At 62.0% G+C, this 17,139-nt stretch carries 23 protein-coding genes and 1 other RNA gene; 8 read left to right on the forward strand and 16 right to left on the reverse strand.

Annotated elements, in window-relative coordinates; genetic code table 11:
• The first annotated feature begins 222 nt into the window (after window positions 1-222).
• Entirely contained in the window at window positions 223-465 is a 243-nt protein-coding gene (locus DSM14862_RS04340; RefSeq protein WP_007119206.1) for a DUF1127 domain-containing protein, read from the forward strand.
• Window positions 455-715, forward strand: coding sequence for a hypothetical protein (locus DSM14862_RS04345; protein WP_007119207.1), 261 nt, complete (start codon window positions 455-457; stop codon window positions 713-715). Before DSM14862_RS04340 ends, DSM14862_RS04345 begins: the two co-directional genes overlap by 11 nt.
• Window positions 716-903: 188 nt before the next feature.
• Here DSM14862_RS04345 and dtd read toward each other — a convergent pair whose 3' ends face one another.
• The 10 genes from dtd to DSM14862_RS04395 form a co-directional block, all read right to left on the reverse strand.
• Complete coding sequence (dtd, locus tag DSM14862_RS04350) at window positions 904-1,350, reverse strand: D-aminoacyl-tRNA deacylase (RefSeq protein WP_007119208.1); 447 nt, start codon at window positions 1,348-1,350, stop codon at window positions 904-906.
• 1 nt (window position 1,351) lies between these two features.
• The gene (locus DSM14862_RS04355) at window positions 1,352-2,029 is read right to left on the reverse strand and encodes a nitroreductase (RefSeq protein ID WP_007119209.1); all 678 of its coding nucleotides are present in this window, start codon (window positions 2,027-2,029) and stop codon (window positions 1,352-1,354) included.
• Window positions 2,026-3,138, reverse strand: a complete 1,113-nt coding sequence (locus tag DSM14862_RS04360; RefSeq protein WP_007119210.1) for a TFIIB-type zinc finger domain-containing protein — start codon at window positions 3,136-3,138, stop codon at window positions 2,026-2,028. Before DSM14862_RS04360 ends, DSM14862_RS04355 begins: the two co-directional genes overlap by 4 nt.
• 71 nt (window positions 3,139-3,209) lie before the next feature.
• Complete coding sequence (locus DSM14862_RS04365) at window positions 3,210-3,758, reverse strand: hypothetical protein (RefSeq protein WP_007119211.1); 549 nt, start codon at window positions 3,756-3,758, stop codon at window positions 3,210-3,212.
• A gap of 51 nt (window positions 3,759-3,809) precedes the next feature.
• Window positions 3,810-4,928, reverse strand: a complete 1,119-nt coding sequence (locus DSM14862_RS04370; protein ID WP_007119212.1) for an SPFH domain-containing protein — start codon at window positions 4,926-4,928, stop codon at window positions 3,810-3,812.
• A 35-nt stretch (window positions 4,929-4,963) separates the two neighbouring features.
• Window positions 4,964-5,926, reverse strand: a complete 963-nt coding sequence (locus DSM14862_RS04375; RefSeq protein WP_007119213.1) for a DUF2927 domain-containing protein — start codon at window positions 5,924-5,926, stop codon at window positions 4,964-4,966.
• A 22-nt stretch (window positions 5,927-5,948) separates the two neighbouring features.
• Window positions 5,949-7,145 (reverse strand): toxic anion resistance protein, encoded by a 1,197-nt coding sequence (locus tag DSM14862_RS04380; protein ID WP_007119214.1) that lies wholly within the window; start codon window positions 7,143-7,145, stop codon window positions 5,949-5,951.
• Window positions 7,145-8,059 (reverse strand): 5-bromo-4-chloroindolyl phosphate hydrolysis family protein, encoded by a 915-nt coding sequence (locus DSM14862_RS04385; RefSeq protein ID WP_007119215.1) that lies wholly within the window; start codon window positions 8,057-8,059, stop codon window positions 7,145-7,147. The genes DSM14862_RS04380 and DSM14862_RS04385 overlap by 1 nt, the downstream gene beginning before the upstream one ends.
• A 3-nt stretch (window positions 8,060-8,062) precedes the next feature.
• Window positions 8,063-8,293 carry a hypothetical protein gene (locus tag DSM14862_RS04390; RefSeq protein WP_040700953.1) on the reverse strand — a complete coding sequence of 77 codons (231 nt, stop codon included), beginning with the start codon at window positions 8,291-8,293 and terminating at the stop codon, window positions 8,063-8,065.
• Window positions 8,294-8,405: 112 nt separating this feature from the next.
• Complete coding sequence (locus DSM14862_RS04395) at window positions 8,406-9,470, reverse strand: pseudouridine synthase (protein ID WP_007119217.1); 1,065 nt, start codon at window positions 9,468-9,470, stop codon at window positions 8,406-8,408.
• 62 nt (window positions 9,471-9,532) lie between these two features.
• On the opposite strand from DSM14862_RS04395, the gene DSM14862_RS04400 reads away from it, so the two are divergent.
• Genes DSM14862_RS04400 through DSM14862_RS04410 form a run of 3 tightly spaced genes read left to right on the forward strand, consistent with a single transcriptional unit; the run spans window position 9,533 to window position 11,016 of the window.
• Window positions 9,533-9,988 (forward strand): nucleoside deaminase, encoded by a 456-nt coding sequence (locus DSM14862_RS04400; RefSeq protein ID WP_040700955.1) that lies wholly within the window; start codon window positions 9,533-9,535, stop codon window positions 9,986-9,988.
• Window positions 9,989-9,991: 3 nt separating this feature from the next.
• A complete protein-coding gene (locus tag DSM14862_RS04405) occupies window positions 9,992-10,612 on the forward strand; it encodes a DUF5671 domain-containing protein (protein WP_007119219.1) in 621 nt (206 codons plus the stop codon).
• Window positions 10,609-11,016 carry a hypothetical protein gene (locus DSM14862_RS04410; protein ID WP_007119220.1) on the forward strand — a complete coding sequence of 136 codons (408 nt, stop codon included), beginning with the start codon at window positions 10,609-10,611 and terminating at the stop codon, window positions 11,014-11,016. The genes DSM14862_RS04405 and DSM14862_RS04410 overlap by 4 nt, the downstream gene beginning before the upstream one ends.
• Before the next feature lie 96 nt (window positions 11,017-11,112).
• Here the strand turns inward: DSM14862_RS04410 and rpmG are convergent, their stop codons facing one another.
• The 6 genes from rpmG to gatC form a co-directional block, all read right to left on the reverse strand.
• Window positions 11,113-11,280 carry a 50S ribosomal protein L33 gene (rpmG, locus tag DSM14862_RS04415; protein ID WP_007119221.1) on the reverse strand — a complete coding sequence of 56 codons (168 nt, stop codon included), beginning with the start codon at window positions 11,278-11,280 and terminating at the stop codon, window positions 11,113-11,115.
• Between the two features lie 161 nt (window positions 11,281-11,441).
• Window positions 11,442-11,853: RNase P RNA component class A (gene rnpB / locus DSM14862_RS04420), an RNA gene on the reverse strand.
• Between the two features lie 11 nt (window positions 11,854-11,864).
• Window positions 11,865-12,554 carry an N-acetylmuramoyl-L-alanine amidase gene (locus DSM14862_RS04425; RefSeq protein WP_007119222.1) on the reverse strand — a complete coding sequence of 230 codons (690 nt, stop codon included), beginning with the start codon at window positions 12,552-12,554 and terminating at the stop codon, window positions 11,865-11,867.
• Between the two features lie 3 nt (window positions 12,555-12,557).
• Window positions 12,558-13,289 (reverse strand): hypothetical protein, encoded by a 732-nt coding sequence (locus DSM14862_RS04430; protein WP_007119223.1) that lies wholly within the window; start codon window positions 13,287-13,289, stop codon window positions 12,558-12,560.
• A 37-nt stretch (window positions 13,290-13,326) separates the two neighbouring features.
• Window positions 13,327-14,817 carry an Asp-tRNA(Asn)/Glu-tRNA(Gln) amidotransferase subunit GatA gene (gene gatA / locus DSM14862_RS04435; RefSeq protein ID WP_007119224.1) on the reverse strand — a complete coding sequence of 497 codons (1,491 nt, stop codon included), beginning with the start codon at window positions 14,815-14,817 and terminating at the stop codon, window positions 13,327-13,329.
• Window positions 14,817-15,104, reverse strand: a complete 288-nt coding sequence (gatC, locus tag DSM14862_RS04440; protein ID WP_007119225.1) for an Asp-tRNA(Asn)/Glu-tRNA(Gln) amidotransferase subunit GatC — start codon at window positions 15,102-15,104, stop codon at window positions 14,817-14,819. Before gatC ends, gatA begins: the two co-directional genes overlap by 1 nt.
• A 326-nt stretch (window positions 15,105-15,430) precedes the next feature.
• Between gatC and DSM14862_RS04445 the strand changes: the two genes are divergently transcribed.
• The 3 genes from DSM14862_RS04445 (at window position 15,431) to DSM14862_RS04455 (ending at window position 17,059) form a co-directional block, all read left to right on the forward strand.
• Window positions 15,431-16,123, forward strand: coding sequence for a metal-dependent hydrolase (locus DSM14862_RS04445; protein ID WP_007119226.1), 693 nt, complete (start codon window positions 15,431-15,433; stop codon window positions 16,121-16,123).
• 71 nt (window positions 16,124-16,194) lie between these two features.
• On the forward strand, window positions 16,195-16,353 hold the full coding sequence (locus DSM14862_RS04450; protein WP_007119227.1) for a hypothetical protein: 159 nt from the start codon (window positions 16,195-16,197) through the stop codon (window positions 16,351-16,353).
• 16 nt (window positions 16,354-16,369) lie between these two features.
• The gene (locus tag DSM14862_RS04455; protein ID WP_007119228.1) at window positions 16,370-17,059 is read left to right on the forward strand and encodes a VIT1/CCC1 transporter family protein; all 690 of its coding nucleotides are present in this window, start codon (window positions 16,370-16,372) and stop codon (window positions 17,057-17,059) included.
• Window positions 17,060-17,139: the final 80 nt, after the last annotated feature.

The raw sequence follows: 17,139 nt of genomic DNA on the forward strand, positions 1-17,139 counted from the left end.
CTTCAAATTCTTGATTGCAGCCCAGCTGCGTTGCGCCGATGCACATTTTCTGTGTGTCGGCGCAAGAATTTTAGGCTGTTTCGTGCATGTTTAAAGGGCGGCCTTTCCTGTCAGGCATAGCGCCTATGCAAATTCTGCGGGTTTAAAATAGGGGTTGAGCGTACTACTTCTGCATTGCAGCATTGATAATGCACTTGCAGCATTCTGAAAGGAGTTGCGCTTATGACGATGGCAATCTCACGTGGCACCACCCTGAGCTCCGCGCTCGCTGGGCTTCAGCACACCTTTGACGGCATGCGTCGTCGTGTGGCCCAGATCAAAGCCCGGCGCGCAGCTTACAACCGAACTTTCACAGAACTTACCGCACTGAGTGATCGCGAACTGTCGGATATCGGCATCGCGCGGTGCGACATCCGGCGTCTTGCGTCGGAAGAACTTTCAAAGGAACAGACCTATGAAGTATAACAACGCCCTCTCCGCCCCCCACGGTTTTTCTTTCCGCGACGCGACCGCGCCTGTTGTTGGTGCCTTTGGCACCGCCGCTGGCAAAGTCGGCAGCTTGCTGGCACGCGGCGTGACCCAGATGCAGATTTCGCGCATGCAGTCTGTCCTCAACAGCATGAGCGACGATCAGCTAGAGCGCGCGGGCATCAAGCGGAACCAGATCCCGCAGCACGCCGAAGCGCTGGTTACCGAAGAATACGACGGTCTGTAAGCCTTAGGGCTTTCGACCTTCAGCAATCAATGCCGCGCCCTGAGCGCTGCATTGTCAGGCGTCGGACCCCGTTCCTCCCCGGGTTGATCCGACACCGCATCTTAACGGTCCTCCTCCCGGACCCGTTATACCGGCCGGCAAGCTTACCTCCTCCCAAGCTTGCCGGCCCATGCTTTTCCCGCTTCCGACTACGGCGCCGCGCTGTCGAGCCAAAGCGTCACCGGCCCATCATTGACCAGCGCCACGGACATATCCGCGCCGAACCGGCCCTTTTGCACGGTGATATCCAAGGCGCTAAGGCTGCGCGCAAAATGCTCATAGAGCGCCTCGGCCATGTCAGGTTTCGCCGCACCCGAAAAACCGGGGCGGTTGCCGCGCGAAGTATCAGCGGCAAGGGTGAATTGGCTGACAACCAGCGCAGCACCGTCGGTCTGGGCAAGGCTGAGGTTCATCTTACCGTCCGTGTCCTTGAACAGCCGTAGCTTAGAGATCTTCAGCGCAAGCTTCTCTGCCGTCTCTTCCGTGTCTTCAGGCATGGCGCAGACGAGGATTAAGAGACCGGGGCCGATCCCTCCGACGACCTCACCTTCGACCGTAACCGAAGCCTCGGTCACCCTTTGCAACAATACGCGCATATCAGTCTTTCCAATCGATGATCTCTGAGGCGGCGGCCCGTTCGGTGCGGAAGGTATTGGCCGGGTGGTCAGGGTCTGCATAGCCGAATGAGATGGCGCAGAGTACCAGCCGATCTTCGGGCAGGCCGAGGTGACTGCGCACCACCGGCGCGTATGCGGCGATCGAGGCTTGCGCGACGCTGGCCACGCCAAGCGCTGTCGCGGCGAGCGTAAAAGCTGTGACGAATCCGCCGCAATCCATCGCGCCGTTAGGCCCAAGCTCGGTGGGTGACGTGACGATGGCAACATGCGGCGCGTCAAACAACGCGTAGTTGCGCAGCATCTGCGCCTTGCGGGCGACGCGGTCGGATTTCGCGATACCCACCGCGTTGTAAAGCTGAAAACCGCATGTGCGGCGACGCTCGGCATAAGCGCCGGAATAGCCAGTGGGCCAAGGCAAGTCAGGTTGAGCCGGAGCGTCCGCGTGCGCGGCTTCAAGCAGTGCGGCGCGGAAGGCATCGGTGCCCGCGCCACGGGTCACGGTCACCTGCCACGGCTGCGCGTTGCACCACGATGGCACATCGCGCGCGGCATTAACGATTTGGGTAATGGTCTCATCCGGCAGCGGATCGGGCCGGAAAGCGCGGCAAGAGTAGCGGGCCTGCAAAAGCGCGGCGAATTGGTCGTAGGTGTGGGTCATTGCTGTGCCATAAAATAGCCGACGATGGCGGCGGCGATCAGCCCCAGCACCACGGCGAATGTGATTTTAATAGCAGAGTAGGGCCGCTCGCCCTGCACCTTGCCCGAGTGGCCGTTCACCACAAAACGATAGGTCTTGCCACGGTACTTATAAGCGGCCAGCCAGACCGGCAGCAGGATATGTTTGAAGGTCACATCGCTGATCTGCGTATCGATGTTATGCACGCGCTGGCGGTCGCCGCCGATGTCGAATTTCACGTCACGCTCAATCACCCGGTCCATATGGGCGCGGGCTTGGGTGAAGCCTTCCTCCAGCGTGACGCCGTAAGCCTCGGCTCGGAAACCGGCAAGGTATTCGGGCGCATAGGGCTCCAGCGCCGAAAGATCCCATGGGTGCAGCGCGTCGGTGTGTTTCTTGGGCAGCGAGCGCGAGGCCAGCACCAGCACATCATCAAAGAACCGCGCCACCCGGCCCGAAGCGCTGCGCCAGCGCACTTTCGGCACCTGTTGCTGCACGCGCTTGCCGTTGCGCATGACGGTTTGGGTGACGTAATAGACCGTGCCCCGCTCCCCGCGATAGCTTGAGGCCGTCTGCGCGTCATAGGTCCAGTAGGGCACGTAAATCCCCTGCATTTTCCGCCCCTTGCGCGCATATTGCTGCAAGCCATTGGGCGCGAACCACAGGCTGCCGAGCCAATCTTTCATCGCATTGCGGGCGCTTTCTTCGGGCAGGGCAAAGGGCAGCACGGCGCGGGGTTTGATGTGGCGGTTGGTGCCGGTGTCGATCACAATTGGCGTGGCGCAAAAGGGGCATTCGGTGGCGTGTTTGCCGGGCTCGAACTCGACCTGTGCCGCGCAGTTGGGGCAGGTGGTGACGCGGGTCTCTTCCATCTCGGCGGCGGGCAGCGCGGCCTGCAATCCGGCGCGGAAGTCTTGCTCGGCAATAGCGTGGGCGTGGCGGCCCGTGCCGTCAATCGGCTCAACATTACCGCAATGATCGCAGATTAGCAGCGACTGTGCCGGGTCAAAGCGCATGTCAGAGCCGCAGGTATCACAAGGAAAACGGTGCTCTTCCAGCGGGGCGGCGGGGGGTAGATCGGTGGCGGACATAAGACATGCTCTGCAAGGTCAATCGCGGCGGAGCCTAGCGGCCTTGTGGGGCATGGGCCAGACCTTGAACCTCACAAAAAGCGGTGCAGGCATTTCGGCGCCATGATCCGCAGCGCGTTGTCGCGCAAGCGCAGATGCCGCCAAAGGTGGAACAGCGCATGGGCACCCGCGATGGCGGCCAGCAGGTAGAATTCATAGATGTGGATTTTGCCGATCAGATCATGCGCACGCGGCAGGTTCAGCGGCGGGGCCACCGGCACCAGATCGCCCGCCATGAACAATCGTGGTGCAGTAAGACCAGGGCCAAATCCCGTGAGCGCCACGCCAAACAGCCCCCAAATCAACGCCTTATGCATCCATTGATGCACGCGCCGCGCCCAAGGCGGCAGCTTTGGCCCCGGTCGGCTGGCAAGGCCCCGGCGCAGGTAATCGGCGGTCCAGAGCAGACAGGCGGTGACAAAGACCAGACCCAGCAGCGAATGAATGCGAAAAGCCGTGCGGCCTAAGGGCAGCACATCTGCGGGGGTCACAAGGATGAACCAGATCAGCAGTGGCACCATCGACCAATGCAGCACCTTCAGGGCGCTGCGGCGGTTTGGAAAGTGAATGCGCGGTGTCATGGCAGAGCCACGGGCAAAAGGCCTAAAAGTTTCACCCGCGGCAGCGCCGGATCACGCGGGCGGCGGCGGGGGCGGCGGCATCACGGTAAAGAGTTGCGCCAGTTCGGCCACATCCTCGGCCTGCTGCCAGCCATCTTGGCCCGGCGTCCAGACCAGACTGTCACGCCCAAGGCTACCGTCACTCACCTTGCGCCCCATCGCGGCCTTGGAGAAGGGGCCAGAGGTCGCGCCATTTTCGGCAATGTGCCAGACTTTCTCGACCGGCGGTGGGGGCGGCGGCACGGGGGCGGCAGCGGCAGGTGCAGGGCGCGCGCCCCAAGGGCCAGCCTGCGCGGTAGCGGCTTGGGCCATGCTCATGCCGAGACCCGCACCAAGGCCGGTTTGCATCGCGGCACCCCCAGCCCCATCGCGGCCAAGCGCTTCGGCGGCTTGGAACTGCATGTATTCATTGAGGTTTCCGATCACGCCCATCGAAGTGCGCTTGTCCATGACCGCCTCAACCGCGGGCGGGAGCGAGATGTTTTCGATATAAAGCTCTGGCATCGCGAGGCCGTATTCCGCGATCTGTGCAGCGATGTCCTTGCCGACCAATTGCCCCAGCTCGTGCGTGTTTGCTGCCATGTCGAGCACCGGAATGCCCGAACTTGCCAAGGTCCGCGAAAAGGCTTGCACGATGATGTTACGGATTTGGTAAGAGATTTCGTCCATGGTGAATTCACCATCGGTGCCCACAATCTCGGTTAGGAACCGGGCTGCATCACTCACGCGCACCGAATAGGTGCCATAGGCCCGCAGCCGCACCGGGCCAAACTCAGGATCGCGGGCGATGATCGGGTTTTTCGTCCCCCATTTCAGATCGTTGAACCGGGTTGTGTTGACGAAGTAAATCTCGGATTTGAACGGGCTTTTGAACCCGTGATCCCAATGTTGAAGGGAGGTCATAATCGGCATGTTGTTGGTCTCAAGCATATAGAGACCGGGGGTGAAGACATCCGCCAACTGCCCCTCATGCACAAAGACCGCCGCTTGCCCCTCACGCACGGTGAGCTTGGCTCCGTATTTGATCTCATGGCCCTCACGCTCGAACCGCCAGACCATCGTGTCGCGGGTGTCGTCAGTCCAGTGAATGACGTCGATGAACTGGCCGGAGAGGAAATCGAAAATGCCCATGGGAATGGTCCTTATTCTTTGGTCGTAAGGGTGCGTTACACCGGCCCATCCGTCAACTCGCGCGCGATGATCCGGGTGATCGGGTTAACCTGTTCTGCTGTCATGCCGGGGCGCAGACGCGCATCATAAAGCATCTTGAGCAAGAGTTCGTCATGCCGTGTCAGTAGCGCGAATTCGTCGTCGTCGTTAAAGATCGAAGGCCGCGCGGCGGGGCTGTCATTGGCCAGGCCCAACCCTTGAGCCAGCTCTTCGTGGATGCACGACAACCGCAGCAATTCGGGGTTTTCCGAGCGGATCACCGCCACAGCGGCGGTGTAGACGTTGGGATTGTCGCCCACCGCATAGGCCGCCACGGCACAGTAGGTGTCGCGTCGCATGTTGCGCATGGCGCGTAGCGAAGAGGGGCTAACCCCTGCGACCTTTTCCGCCGCATGGGTCAAAGCATCAACGCGGTCGTCTTCAGAGGCCACAACCACCATGAAATTAGGCGTGCCAGTCGTTGAGATCGGATGCCCCGTAATCCGCGCGAGCCGTCGGGCGAAAGCCTTGATATTGGTTGTGTCCGAGCGGCGTTGCGAGGGTGGAATGCTATCACCAAAGATGATCTGCATGTGTACAGGCCCTTCCCAGCGGCGCAGGGGGCTGGCCCCGCCGTGGCCCGAAAAATCACCGTCATATTCGTTGTACAACGCGATCTGTTCGAAATTACGCGCTAACATTTCGCTGGTGAAGGGCGTGTCTTCCCCGCCGCCATCTTGACGCAGCAGTTCCTGGCTAAGCTGCGCCTTTTCAACCTGATGCAAATAGCTGCGCAGCATGGCGCTTTTTTGCGAAGTCGGCTGTGCAACCACCGGCGCGGGTGGGGGCGCCACCGCAGGGCGGGCCTGCGGTTTGGCGACCTTTTGCAAGACAGGCTCAGGCTCAGCGCAGGCAAGCAAAAGCGCGCTCAGCGTCAGCGCCGCTGCGGCGCGCAGATGTCTTCGCAGACGACCTTGCATTGCCTGTTTCCTCACGCCGGTTTCAGCTCGGAACCGAGTTGCTGGTTGTGTCACCCAAACCCGTTTCACGGGCTTTGGCGGCGGCCAGTGTATCGCGCAGACGGCCTTCCATTTCTTGCAATTCCTTCTCGGCGCTGGCGCGTTTCGCTTTGCCCTCATCCGCGATCTGAAGCGATTCCTCGATGGTGCCGATCAGGTCTTCATTGGCCTGCTTCACCGCTTCGATGTCAAACACACCGCGTTCCATTTCTTGGCGGATCACCTTGTTGCTGTCGCGCAAGTTTTTGGCGTTGGAGGTGAGAAGTTCGTTCGTGAGGTCGTTCGCCTCACGTACCGCGCCCGCCGCTTCACTGCTGCGCTGGATGGTCACGGCCTGCGCCAGTTGGGTTTCCCACAGCGGCACGGTGTTCACCAAGGTCGAGTTGATCTTGGTCACGAGGCTCTTGTCGTTTTCTTGCACCAACCGGATCGAGGGCAGAGATTGCATCGTGACCTGTCGCGTCAGTTTGAGGTCGTGCACCCGGCGCTCCAGATCGTCCCGCGCGGCACGCAGATCGCGCAGCTCTTGGGCGCGCATGACTTGATTGTCCTCGCCCGCCTTATCCAGTGCAGTCTGCTTTGCAGGAATGGTCTTGTGATCCAGTTCCACGATCTTGGCTTCGCCAGCAGAAATATAGAGCGCCAGCTCATCGTAAAATTGCAGCGTCTTTTCATAGAGCAGGTCGAGCGATTTGATGTCTTTCAACAGCGTATGCTCATGGGCCAACAGATTGTCGGTGATCCGATCAATCTGGCCCTGTACCTCTTCAAACCGGGCCGTAAACTTGGCGAAGGGCGTCGCACGCCCAAGCAGCTTTTCCCACCAGCTTTGCTTGCGGCGCACGTCGAGCTCCGAGACCGAAAAGCCGCGAATGGCGCTAACCATCGTACGTAGGCTGTCCCCTGCGGGGCCGACATCCTTATTGCGCACATCCGCAAGCATGGATTGGCTGATCACTTGCAGTTCCGCCTGCGCGGCAGAGCCAAAGCTGACGATGGATTGCGTATCGGTTACGTCGATCTCGGCCATGCGCTTTTGAATTTCCGCGCTCTGGGTCGCATTGGCTTTGGCCAAGGGCACGATGGCATTGGCGTCTGCGGGTTCGGGCAGGATTGTTGCGTTCACTTCTTCGACCAACCCTTGCGACTGGGCGGCTTTTTCACGGACGGCATCGGTCATCACTGATCTTCCTTAGTATTTGCGGGCGTCGGCTGATCCAGCCTGACCCCCTCGCGGGAGAGACGCGCGCGCAGCACGTCAATTTCGACGTTCAGATCGCTGCGGTCGTCAAGCAGGGATTTCGCCGTGCGGGCAGCGAAATTTTCGTCCAGATCGTCGAGGAGTGCTAGGTAATCATTGCGGGCTTGGTCATCATGGTTGCGGGCATAGAGATCGGCGAACTTCACCGTCGCATCATGCGCGCCGCGTAAGTAGACGACAAGGTATTTGCGGGCGGCGGTCAGATCTCGTGGGTCTTCTTCGACGGTGCGGATCAAATGGCGGGCGGTGTCTTGAAAGTCAGCCAAGCGCGCTTCTGCCCGGCGGTCCCCGGCGCGCAGTATGGCCTGGCTCATGCCCGTCAGCAGTTTCTCCGCCTCATCCACCACGCGGGCCACGCGGTCTTGTTGGAAGGTGTCGATGCCTTCCATGCCTTTGTTTTTCATGGGATCAATGCCGAATGCAGCCACATGTAGTGCTGTGGTTGCCGCGCCGAACAGCACGGGCGCCACGATGCCCGGCTCAGATGTGTAAGCGGCGATCGCGGTGCCCACTCCGGTCAGCAGGGCCGCGAATATCTTGCGTGGCCATGCGGGGCGGCGGGCCACTTTGCGTTCATGGTATTCGGCCTCGGCCAATAGCCCTTCGCGCAGCAGCCAAACGCCTGACGCCAGAACAAACGCGCCCGCAAGGCCCAGAACCAAAGTGCCAGCGCCGCCAACCAGGGATGTTGCCGCCAGAACCGCCGGTGGTACGAACATTAGGTTCACACGCCCGCCCGCTGGATCAACCCGCAGCCGCTGCGTTTTACGCGGAGTGCCGCCGGGCTTTACATCAGAATCGGGGCTATAACGTCCGCCAAAGCGCTGCGCCATTGATCAGAGCCCCCCAAGAAATCCGCTGGTCACGCCGAGCAGCACAACCAGCAATGCCCCATAGGCGATCTTTTGAAAGGGTGTCGGCGCCATCAAATTTCCCCTTTTGCTGCCCCAGATGGGACGCAATGCCGTGCCGGCGGTGTCTGCAGCGCGCCCCATCAGTGAGGCCACGCCGAGGATGATAACCAACAGCGCAGCCAAGGCCACCAAAAACATCAATATTCGCGCCATATTGCCCTTTTCTGACAGCGGTTTCGCGCTGATCTTGCCTGCCGTTCTTTATTCAACGCGCGCGGCTCAGCAGCGTTCCAAAAGCGGGCGACGCAGCTTGGGGCGGGCCTGCTCAGCGGCGGGGCTTTGGGCCTCGGCTGCCGGGCTTTCCGGCTGGTTTGCCACCCGTACGGCTGCCGGGGCGTGCGCCCGGTTTATCTGCGGTTCTACCCGCTGCCGCCTTGCCACGTGGCGCGTTTTTGGCTTTGCCCCCCCCGCGGCGGGGGGGCGGTTCATCGTCTTCGCCCCGTTGGACCGGCATGCCAGGCTGGCCCGCGCCGCCAAAACCACCGGGCTTGCGCCGCGGTGGACGGCGGACGGCGGTGGGTTTTTTGACGGCGGTGCCGGTTGGGTCTTCCAACTCCAACCCCAGCTGATCGCGCACGATCTTGCGGCGCAGCTCTTCGACTTCGCCCGTTTTCAGTTCGCCCAACTGGAACGGGCCATAGGACGTGCGGATCAGCCGGTTGACGGTCAGGCCCACGGCCTCCATCGCGCGGCGAATCTCGCGGTTGCGACCTTCGCGTAGACCGATGGTCAGCCACGCATTCGCGCCTTGCTGGCGATCCAGCGTCACGTCCATCGGCAGGAAATTCTCGCCCTCCACGGTGATGCCGCGGCGCAGTGGCTCAAGCATTTCGTCTGTGGGGCGGCCATTCACCCGCGCGCGGTAGCGGCGCAGCCAGCCGGTGCTAGGCAGTTCAAGCTTACGTTTCACGCCGCCGTCGTTTGTCAGCAGCAGCAGCCCTTCTGAGTTGAGGTCGAGCCTGCCGATGGTCATCACGCGCGGCATGTCTTCGGGGAGGTCGTCAAATATCGTCTCGCGCCCCTTCTCATCACGTGCGGTGGTCACCAGCCCGGCGGGCTTGTGATAAAGCCACATGCGCGGCGGCTCGGGCGCGCCGACGGGGGTGTTGTCGACGGTGATCTTGTCCTCGGGCGTGACGTTGAGCGCAGGTGAGTCGATCTGCTCTCCATTCACGCGCACGCGGCCCGCTTCGATCATCCGCTCAGCTTCGCGGCGCGACGCGACACCGGCGCGCGATAGCACCTTGGCGATGCGGTCGCCCTTAGACGTGCTGGCGTCGGTATCGGTATTTTGCGGGCCGGGGCCGGAGGGGGGCGTTTTTGCGTTCATACACTGCGCTTACCCTGTTTCACGGGCTTGCGAAAGGGTGGCGTTTGCGGCCAAGTGGCAGAATGGAGTTTCGCTCGTATATGGGTCAGGCGCTGGCTGAGGCCCGCGCGGCCGCCACACGCGGCGAAGTGCCGGTGGGGGCAGTTGTCGTGTCGCCCGCTGGTCAGATCGTTGCCGCAGCGGGCAATGAGACCCGTGCCCGAAACGATCCCACCGCCCATGCAGAGATGCTGGCCCTGCGGGCGGCCTGCGCCGCGGTCGGCTCGGAACGGCTGATCGGACATGCGTTGTACGTCACGCTAGAGCCCTGCGCGATGTGCGCCGGTGCCATTGCTGCCGCGCGGGTTGAGCGCTTGTTCTATGGCGCGGCAGACCCCAAATCAGGTGGCGTGGCACAAGGCGCGCGGGTGTTCTCGCATCCCCAGTGCCATCATGTGCCGCAGGTCTTTGATGGCATAGCCGGACGCGAGGCCGAAGATCTGCTGATAAAGTTTTTCCAAGCCAAAAGAAGGGGATAACCCATGGCGGGCAATAAAGAGTTGGCGCAGTTCGTGCGCGACGCACTAAGTGCGGGCAAAAGCCGGGTCGAGATCGCCGCGGTGCTGGGGCAGGCGGGCTGGTCGGCGCAAGAAGTCAGTGACGCTTTGGCAGGTTGGGCGGAAGTGCCTTTTGCCCCGCCGGTGCCGCGCCCGCAGCCGATCGTGACGGCACGGGATTTCTTTATCTATGCGCTGATGTTCGGTGCGCTGCTCTTTGGCGCGGGGTATCTGGTTGGGCTGCTTCATGCGCTCATCGACCATTTTATAGAGCCTGCGACCGGCAGCGCGACCTACCGCATTCGCTGGGCTATGGCGGTGCTGATCGTGACCCCGCCGCTGTACCTTTGGCTTGCCACCCGCGAGCGCAGGCGGCTGGCCGCCGATCCGGCGCTATCGCGCTCGGCCATTCGCAATTGGATGACCTATGTGACCCTGCTGTTTGCCGCGGCGGTGCTGCTCGGCGATTTGGTGGCGGTGATCTATGCGTTCCTAAGCGGTGATTTCACACTGCAGTTTGCGCTGAAAGCACTGGTGGTCGCGGGAATCGCCGGGGGCATCTTTGGCTATTACCGCTACGATGGGCGGCGGGGGCAGGCCGGATGAGCCGCCTCTTTTTCTGGAGCGTGCTTGGCGTGGTTCTAGCGGCATTGATCGCTGGGTTCGCCGTGGTCGGCGGGCCGGGTCATGCCCGTGCCGAAGCGCGCGACCAAACGCGCCGCGCAGATCTGCGGCGAATCGCTGATGCGACCATCTGTGAGGCTGGAGAGCAGGCGGCCTTTTCTCGCGCGTGTCGTGACGCTGAGCACGCGTTACGCGACCCGCTGACCGATGCTGCCTATGAGGTAACGCGGACGGCGGATGCTATTGAGGTCTGCGCTACTTTTGAAGTGGCGCGGGAAAGTGACGAGGCCGGCAGGCATCGAGAGGGGCGATTGCATTTTGACGGACCGCGCGGATGCCTGCGCTATGCGCTTGTGGCGCGGTCTGGCCAATGGGCGACCCAGTAACGACTTACCGGGTTGGGAAGCCGCGAAATGCCTTCCCCAATGCAAAAGGCCACGCGCAAACCGCGTGGCCTTTCAAACCGTTCAAGTCAGGCGATCTTACTTGATCTTGCCTTCTTTGTATTCCACGTGCTTGCGCGCAACGGGGTCGTATTTCTTGATGACCATTTTCTCGGTCATGGTGCGTGCGTTTTTCTTTGTAACGTAGAAATGGCCTGTGCCCGCGGACGAGTTCAGACGGATCTTGATCGTGGTTGGCTTCGCCATGTGTCTTCTCCTGCTGCACCGCCCCCGCGGGCGTGCGTGAATCCTGAATTTCGGGTTCTAGTCAGACCCGCGCCCGAGTCAACCGCTATTTGCCCGCTCCAACGCTGAAAGACGCCGGTTTCGTCGAAAAACCTGTCTTTCGGACCTGAAAGAGCAGGAATATGCGCGGAAGGCCTATAAGCCGGATTTTGTACCTGTCCGAAGACAGGCGATGACCATTCCTCTGACTGCACCGTTGCCGATGCAGCTACAGCTGCCAACCCGGACCTGCTGGGGCAGAAGAGCCCCGCCTTTGACCCGAAGATCATCGGCGCGCGGTCCCTATTTGGCATTGCTCCCGGTGGGGCTTGCCGTGCCAGAGCTGTTGCCAGCCCCGCGGTGGGCTCTTACCCCACCGTTTCACCCTTACCCCTTGGCTGTTCCGGCAAGCCGGACCAAGGGGCGGTTTCTTTTCTGTGGCGCTTTCCGTCGGGTTGCCCCGCCCGGGCGTTACCCGGCACCGTTCCTTCTTGGAGTCCGGACTTTCCTCCCCGGTGCTTTTGCAAGCACCGAAGCGGCCATCCAGCCTTCCGCGCCTGACCGCCCTAGACCCCGCCGCGCGGCGCGTCAATGGGCGCGGGAAGGGCGGCAAGGTCTGCGGGGGTGAGAGGGCCACAGCCCCACGGCCTGAACCGCATCCGCACGGCGCTCAGGAGCGTGTCATCGTCGCAAGGCGCGGTGAAACCGACCACTTGCGCGGCAGCGCGAAAGGTTTCGGCAGTAACGCTTACGGGCAGCGGGCCAGTACCCGCAGGCTGCGCGCGGCCACGCCGGGCCAGCCGTGCCCAATCGAATCGGGGTCCGGGGTCAACCTTGCGGCCCGGAGCCAGGCAGGAATGGCCGATCACGCCCTCGGGCGCGATGTCGTGGCGGGCCATGATTTCGGGAAGCAGGGCTTCGAGCGCCTGCATCTGCGGCTCAGAAAATGGATGATCGCCACGGTTGTCCAACTCAATGCCGATGGAACGCGAGTTGATATCGTCCAACCCTGCCCATTCACCTTGGCCTGCATGCCACGCGCGTTGGTCTTCTTCGACCATCTGAATGATCTCTCCGCGACCTGAAATCAGGTAGTGAGCGGAAACCTCGGCGGAAGGATCGCAAAGCCGCTCCAGCGCCGCTTGGGCGCTGGTCATGGCTGTGTAATGCAGAATGATAAGCCGGGGGCGCAGCCCGCCGCGTCGCGGGCCGCAGTTGGGCGAAGGGTGCACCGTCACGTCAAGCGCGGCGGACATCTATCAGCCCTGTGCAGCCCGGCGGAAGGGGGTCGGATCCCAGTCACAGGCAAAGCCATCGCCGTCTGGGTCCATGCCTTCACGGTCCTTCTCAGGGCCGCCCGCAGCAAGGAAAGCGATCTGGGCTTGGTCGGCATGGCTGTACTGCGAACAGGCCCGTTCGAACTTGCGGGCTTTGTTGAAGCCGATCCGGCTATAGATCTGCTGGCCCACAGGCTGATTGCTCTGCAGGGCATAGGCCACAATGTTCGGACCGCTGGCTGTACGTTCAGGTAGAGCTTCGGGCTGGATCACTTCATATTGCGCACGGTTAGAGGCAACGCGCGCGGCGTCATCTTGAATGCTGCGCTGGCCGGAAACCGCGTCAAAGTTGTTCTCGTTCGAGATGCCGACGGCGTTGACCGCCGTAGGGGGCGGGTTCGATGGGCTGGCGTTGATCGTGGCAGCGCCAGCGGTGCTAGCGCCGCCCGGACGGGTGGCGGCCAGAACGCGGGCGGTTTCAGCTGCTGTGGCCTCCGCCGAGCCATCCGCCGGGGCAGGCGTTGTAGCCGCAATGGCGCTGTCGATGCTGTCATTGGCCAGTGCGGCGTCACGTGCGCGCTGTTCGGCCTCAAAGGTGCCATCGCCAAAGCCGACGCCGCGCCCGCTGTTGATGCTCCCGGAATCGGGGATCGCAGGTTGGCAGGCTGCCAAAAGACCGCCCGCCGTCAGTGCTAGAAGTGTCCGTGTGATCATCTGACCCGCTCTTGCCTGTTAAATAACGCCCGTGGGCTTACCACCATTTTTCAGGTTTGGCTACAAAGCCAGCCGCCCGCTCCAGTGCATAGGCGGAGGACAGCAGTTCGGCCTCTTCCCACGGACGCCCGATCAGCTGCAGCCCCAGCGGCAAGCCTGTGGCGCTTTGCCCTGTTGGCAGGGCGACACCCGGCAAACCGGCAAGGTTCACCGTGACGGTGAAAATGTCGTTGAGGTACATCGCCACCGGATCGGCATCCTTCATCTCACCCAGACCAAAGGCCGCCGAGGGCGTGGCCGGGGTCAGGATGCTGTCGATGCCTTGGGCGAAGACCTCTTCGAAGTCTTTCTTGATCAGCGTGCGCACCTTGCGGGCGCGGTTGTAATAGGCGTCATAGAAGCCAGCGGAGAGCACATAGGTGCCGACCATCACGCGGCGCTGCACTTCATGACCGAAACCTTCGGCGCGGGTTTTTTCGTACATCTCGGTGATGCCGTCGCCGTGGTCGAGTTTGGCGCGGTGGCCAAAGCGCACACCATCATAGCGCGCGAGGTTCGAGGACGCCTCGGCAGGGGCGATGACGTAATAGGCGGGCAGGGCGTATTTCGTGTGCGGCAACGAGATGTCGACGATCTCGGCCCCTGCGTCCTTCATCATGGCAATGCCGTTCTGCCAGAGCTTGTCGATCTCCTCGGGCATGCCATCCATGCGGTATTCGCGCGGGATGCCGATTTTCTTGCCACGGATATCGCCAGTGAGGGCCGCCTCAAAGTCTGGCACGGCCAAGTCGGCACTGGTGCTGTCCTTGGCGTCATGACCACACATGGCCTCCAACATGATCGCCGCGTCGCGCACGGTCTTAGTCATTGGCCCGGCTTGGTCGAGTGAGGAGGCGAAGGCGACGATGCCCCAGCGTGAGCAACGGCCATAGGTCGGCTTGATCCCCACAGTGCCGGTGAAGGCCGCAGGCTGGCGGATCGAGCCGCCAGTGTCGGTGCCGGTCGCGGCAAGGCACAAATCAGCCGCCACGGCAGCGGCAGAGCCGCCCGAAGAGCCGCCCGGTGTCAGTTCGGCTGTGTCGCCCTCGCGGCGCCACGGGTTCACTGCATTGCCGTAGACGGAAGTCTCATTGGAGGACCCCATGGCAAACTCGTCCATGTTGAGCTTGCCCAGCATCACAGCGCCGCTGTCTTTCAGCTTTTGGCTGACGGTGCTCTCATATTCGGGCAGGAACCCTTCAAGGATGCGGCTGCCCGCTTGGCTTGGCACGCCTTTGGTGCAGAACAGATCCTTGATGCCGATGGGCAGGCCGCACATGGCGGGCGCGTCGCCTTGTTTGATGCGGGCGTCGGCAGCAGCGGCCTGTTCCATCGCGATCTCGGGTGTGCGGTGGACGAAGGCGTTGAGCGCGCCTGCGCCGTCGATAGCCTTAAGGCAGGCTTCGGTCAGCGCGGCGGATGTCGTTTCACCCTTGCGCAGGGCATCACGGGCGTCGGCAAGGCTCAGTTTGTTCAGATCGTCGCTCATCATTCCACCACCTTCGGCACGGCAAAGAACCCTTCACGGGCATCGGGCGCATTCTTGAGGACCGCGTCCTGCTGGTCGCCATCGCTGACCACGTCCTCGCGCCGCTTCAGGCGCTGCGGGGTCACGGAGGTCATCGGTTCTACGCCCTCAACGTCCACTTCGGACAGCTGTTCGATAAAGCCGAGGATGTTGTTGAATTCCTCCGCCAGCGCCGGAAGCGCGTCGGGTTCAACCTTGATCCGGGCCAGTTTTGCCACCCGTGCAGCGGTGTTTTCGTCGATCGACATGAACATCTCCATCTCTTTGAGGCTCCTCTACCGTTTGGGGGCGGGCCTCGCAAGGGTTTGAGAGGTTCGGAACGGAGCCGGTCAGTGCCTGACCGGGAGATGGCGCTTGATCGCTGGGCAATGGGGCAGTTTATGGTTGCTGTGTTAGTGCGCAGTGGCAGGACGGCGCGCGGGTTGCAAAAGCGCCAGCCCGTTGGGCCGCTCTGGCGCTGCCCTGCGGGCATGCGCGCTTGATTCCGGACGGGTTCAGTGCGGAGACGTTTACTTGATTCCGCGCCTCTTCGCGTCAAATCTGACCTAAAGCCCACATCACTCAGGAGACTTCCATGAACATCATCTGGCTTGGCCACGGCTCATTCCGCATTGAAATCGAAGATCAAGTTGTGCTGATCGACCCTTGGCTCACCGGCAACCCGATGCTCGACGCGGCGCATCACGAAAAGGCCATCGAGGGCGCCACGCAGATCCTTGTCACCCACGGCCATTTCGACCACACCCAAGATATCGCCGATGTCGCCAAACGCACCAATGCCCCGGTGGCCGGAATGGTCGAGCTTATGGGCTGGCTCGACGGGCAGGGGGTTGAGAACACCACCGGCTTTAACAAAGGCGGCACGATCCGCGCGGGCAATGTGGCGATAACCATGGTGCCTGCGTCGCATTCTTCCTCAGTCGAAGGCGACAACGGGCTGATCTACACGGGCATGGAGACGGGGTTCATGATCGCGGGCGAGGGCCATACGATCTACCACTCCGGTGACACGGCGATTATGGCGGATATGGATTGGATGGGCGATTACCACAAACCCGACATCGGCATTCTGTCTGCAGGCGGGCATTTCACCATGGATATGGCGCAGGCAGCCTATGCCGCGAAACGCTATTTTAACTTCAAGACGGTTATTCCCTGCCACTACCGCACGTTCGATGCGCTAGAGCAATCGGCGCAGGTGTTGGTCGATGGCCTGCCCGGCGTCGATGTGGTGGAGCCGCAGGTGATGCAGCCGATCAAATTCTGACGCGCTCCCCTTCGCCTTGCGCTGCAAGACGGAACGGGGGATACCTGAACACCAACTGCCGGGGAACCGCCATGCCTGCCAAATTGACTGTCGCGATCTTGTTGCTGACGCTGGGGGCCTGCGCCCCGCTGAACCGGGCAGAGCCCACCGGCAGCGTCGGCTTCACTGGCGTCGGCGGTGACCGCCCCGTCATCTTCCCGGCACATGTTCTGGTGTACCAGCCGCAATAGACGTAAGGCGGCCTAGATGCCCAGAGAAGGTCACTACATCAACCGCAGCAATTGGCTGCGCGCCGCCGTTTTGGGGGCCAACGATGGTATTGTCTCTTCCGCCAGTTTGCTGGTGGGGGTGAGTGCCGCGGGGATGGCGCATGGGAATGTGCTGCTAACGGGGCTTGCGGGGCTCACCGCCGGGGCGCTGTCGATGGCGGCGGGGGAATATGTTTCCGTCTCCGCACAGGCCGATGTTGAACTGGCTGATCTGGAGCGCGAGCGCGTGGCTCTGATCGAAGACCCAGATTACGAGCTTAGCGAATTGGCCGAAGGGTTAGAGAACCGCGGCGTTGAGAGTGACCTCGCGCTGGAAGTGGCGGCGCAGATGACCGACCATGACGCGCTTGGCGCCCATGCGCGCGAGGAGTTGGGGATGTTCGGCCTTGCCGGGCAGGCCGATCCGTTGCAAGCGGCGGGCGCATCGGCGGTGGCCTTTGCGCTTGGCGGCGGGCTGCCATTGCTCGCGGCGCTTTTGGGGCCTTCGGGCGTGCGCGGACTGTCTGTCGCGCTGGTGGCGATGCTGGCGCTTGTGATGTTGGGGGCGGGAGGGGCCCACCTGGGCGGCGCGCCCAAATGGCCAGCGATCCGGCGCGTTGTTTTCTGGGGCGGTTTGGCTATGGCGGTCACAGCCGGGGTTGGCCATCTCTTTGGTGCAATTGGTTAACACGTCAGTCTTGAATACGTAACCACACCAAAGAAAAGGGCCGGCCCCTTTCGGAACCGGCCCATTCTCATCAAATTTAA

It is taken from the genome of Sulfitobacter indolifex, from assembly GCF_022788655.1.
GTDB classification, from domain to species: Bacteria; Pseudomonadota; Alphaproteobacteria; order Rhodobacterales; family Rhodobacteraceae; genus Sulfitobacter; species Sulfitobacter indolifex.

Excerpts from the sequence above, each read along its gene's own strand:
- DSM14862_RS04400 (WP_040700955.1), top strand. The coding sequence starts at position 9,533 with ATGGAGTTTCGCTCGTATATGGGTCAGGCGCTGGCTGAGGCCCGCGCG.
- dtd (WP_007119208.1), bottom strand. The coding sequence starts at position 1,350 with ATGCGCGTATTGTTGCAAAGGGTGACCGAGGCTTCGGTTACGGTCGAA.
- DSM14862_RS04395 (WP_007119217.1), bottom strand. The coding sequence starts at position 9,470 with ATGAACGCAAAAACGCCCCCCTCCGGCCCCGGCCCGCAAAATACCGAT.
- DSM14862_RS04385 (WP_007119215.1), bottom strand. The coding sequence starts at position 8,059 with ATGGCGCAGCGCTTTGGCGGACGTTATAGCCCCGATTCTGATGTAAAG.
- DSM14862_RS04355 (WP_007119209.1), bottom strand. The coding sequence starts at position 2,029 with ATGACCCACACCTACGACCAATTCGCCGCGCTTTTGCAGGCCCGCTAC.
- DSM14862_RS04425 (WP_007119222.1), bottom strand. The coding sequence starts at position 12,554 with ATGTCCGCCGCGCTTGACGTGACGGTGCACCCTTCGCCCAACTGCGGC.
- DSM14862_RS04430 (WP_007119223.1), bottom strand. The coding sequence starts at position 13,289 with ATGATCACACGGACACTTCTAGCACTGACGGCGGGCGGTCTTTTGGCA.
- DSM14862_RS04445 (WP_007119226.1), top strand. The coding sequence starts at position 15,431 with ATGAACATCATCTGGCTTGGCCACGGCTCATTCCGCATTGAAATCGAA.
- DSM14862_RS04410 (WP_007119220.1), top strand. The coding sequence starts at position 10,609 with ATGAGCCGCCTCTTTTTCTGGAGCGTGCTTGGCGTGGTTCTAGCGGCA.
- DSM14862_RS04450 (WP_007119227.1), top strand. The coding sequence starts at position 16,195 with ATGCCTGCCAAATTGACTGTCGCGATCTTGTTGCTGACGCTGGGGGCC.
- DSM14862_RS04345 (WP_007119207.1), top strand. The coding sequence starts at position 455 with ATGAAGTATAACAACGCCCTCTCCGCCCCCCACGGTTTTTCTTTCCGC.
- DSM14862_RS04360 (WP_007119210.1), bottom strand. The coding sequence starts at position 3,138 with ATGTCCGCCACCGATCTACCCCCCGCCGCCCCGCTGGAAGAGCACCGT.
- gatA (WP_007119224.1), bottom strand. The coding sequence starts at position 14,817 with ATGAGCGACGATCTGAACAAACTGAGCCTTGCCGACGCCCGTGATGCC.
- DSM14862_RS04340 (WP_007119206.1), top strand. The coding sequence starts at position 223 with ATGACGATGGCAATCTCACGTGGCACCACCCTGAGCTCCGCGCTCGCT.
- DSM14862_RS04390 (WP_040700953.1), bottom strand. The coding sequence starts at position 8,293 with ATGGCGCGAATATTGATGTTTTTGGTGGCCTTGGCTGCGCTGTTGGTT.
- DSM14862_RS04405 (WP_007119219.1), top strand. The coding sequence starts at position 9,992 with ATGGCGGGCAATAAAGAGTTGGCGCAGTTCGTGCGCGACGCACTAAGT.
- rpmG (WP_007119221.1), bottom strand. The coding sequence starts at position 11,280 with ATGGCGAAGCCAACCACGATCAAGATCCGTCTGAACTCGTCCGCGGGC.
- gatC (WP_007119225.1), bottom strand. The coding sequence starts at position 15,104 with ATGTCGATCGACGAAAACACCGCTGCACGGGTGGCAAAACTGGCCCGG.
- DSM14862_RS04455 (WP_007119228.1), top strand. The coding sequence starts at position 16,370 with ATGCCCAGAGAAGGTCACTACATCAACCGCAGCAATTGGCTGCGCGCC.
- DSM14862_RS04375 (WP_007119213.1), bottom strand. The coding sequence starts at position 5,926 with ATGCAAGGTCGTCTGCGAAGACATCTGCGCGCCGCAGCGGCGCTGACG.
- DSM14862_RS04365 (WP_007119211.1), bottom strand. The coding sequence starts at position 3,758 with ATGACACCGCGCATTCACTTTCCAAACCGCCGCAGCGCCCTGAAGGTG.
- DSM14862_RS04370 (WP_007119212.1), bottom strand. The coding sequence starts at position 4,928 with ATGGGCATTTTCGATTTCCTCTCCGGCCAGTTCATCGACGTCATTCAC.
- DSM14862_RS04380 (WP_007119214.1), bottom strand. The coding sequence starts at position 7,145 with ATGACCGATGCCGTCCGTGAAAAAGCCGCCCAGTCGCAAGGGTTGGTC.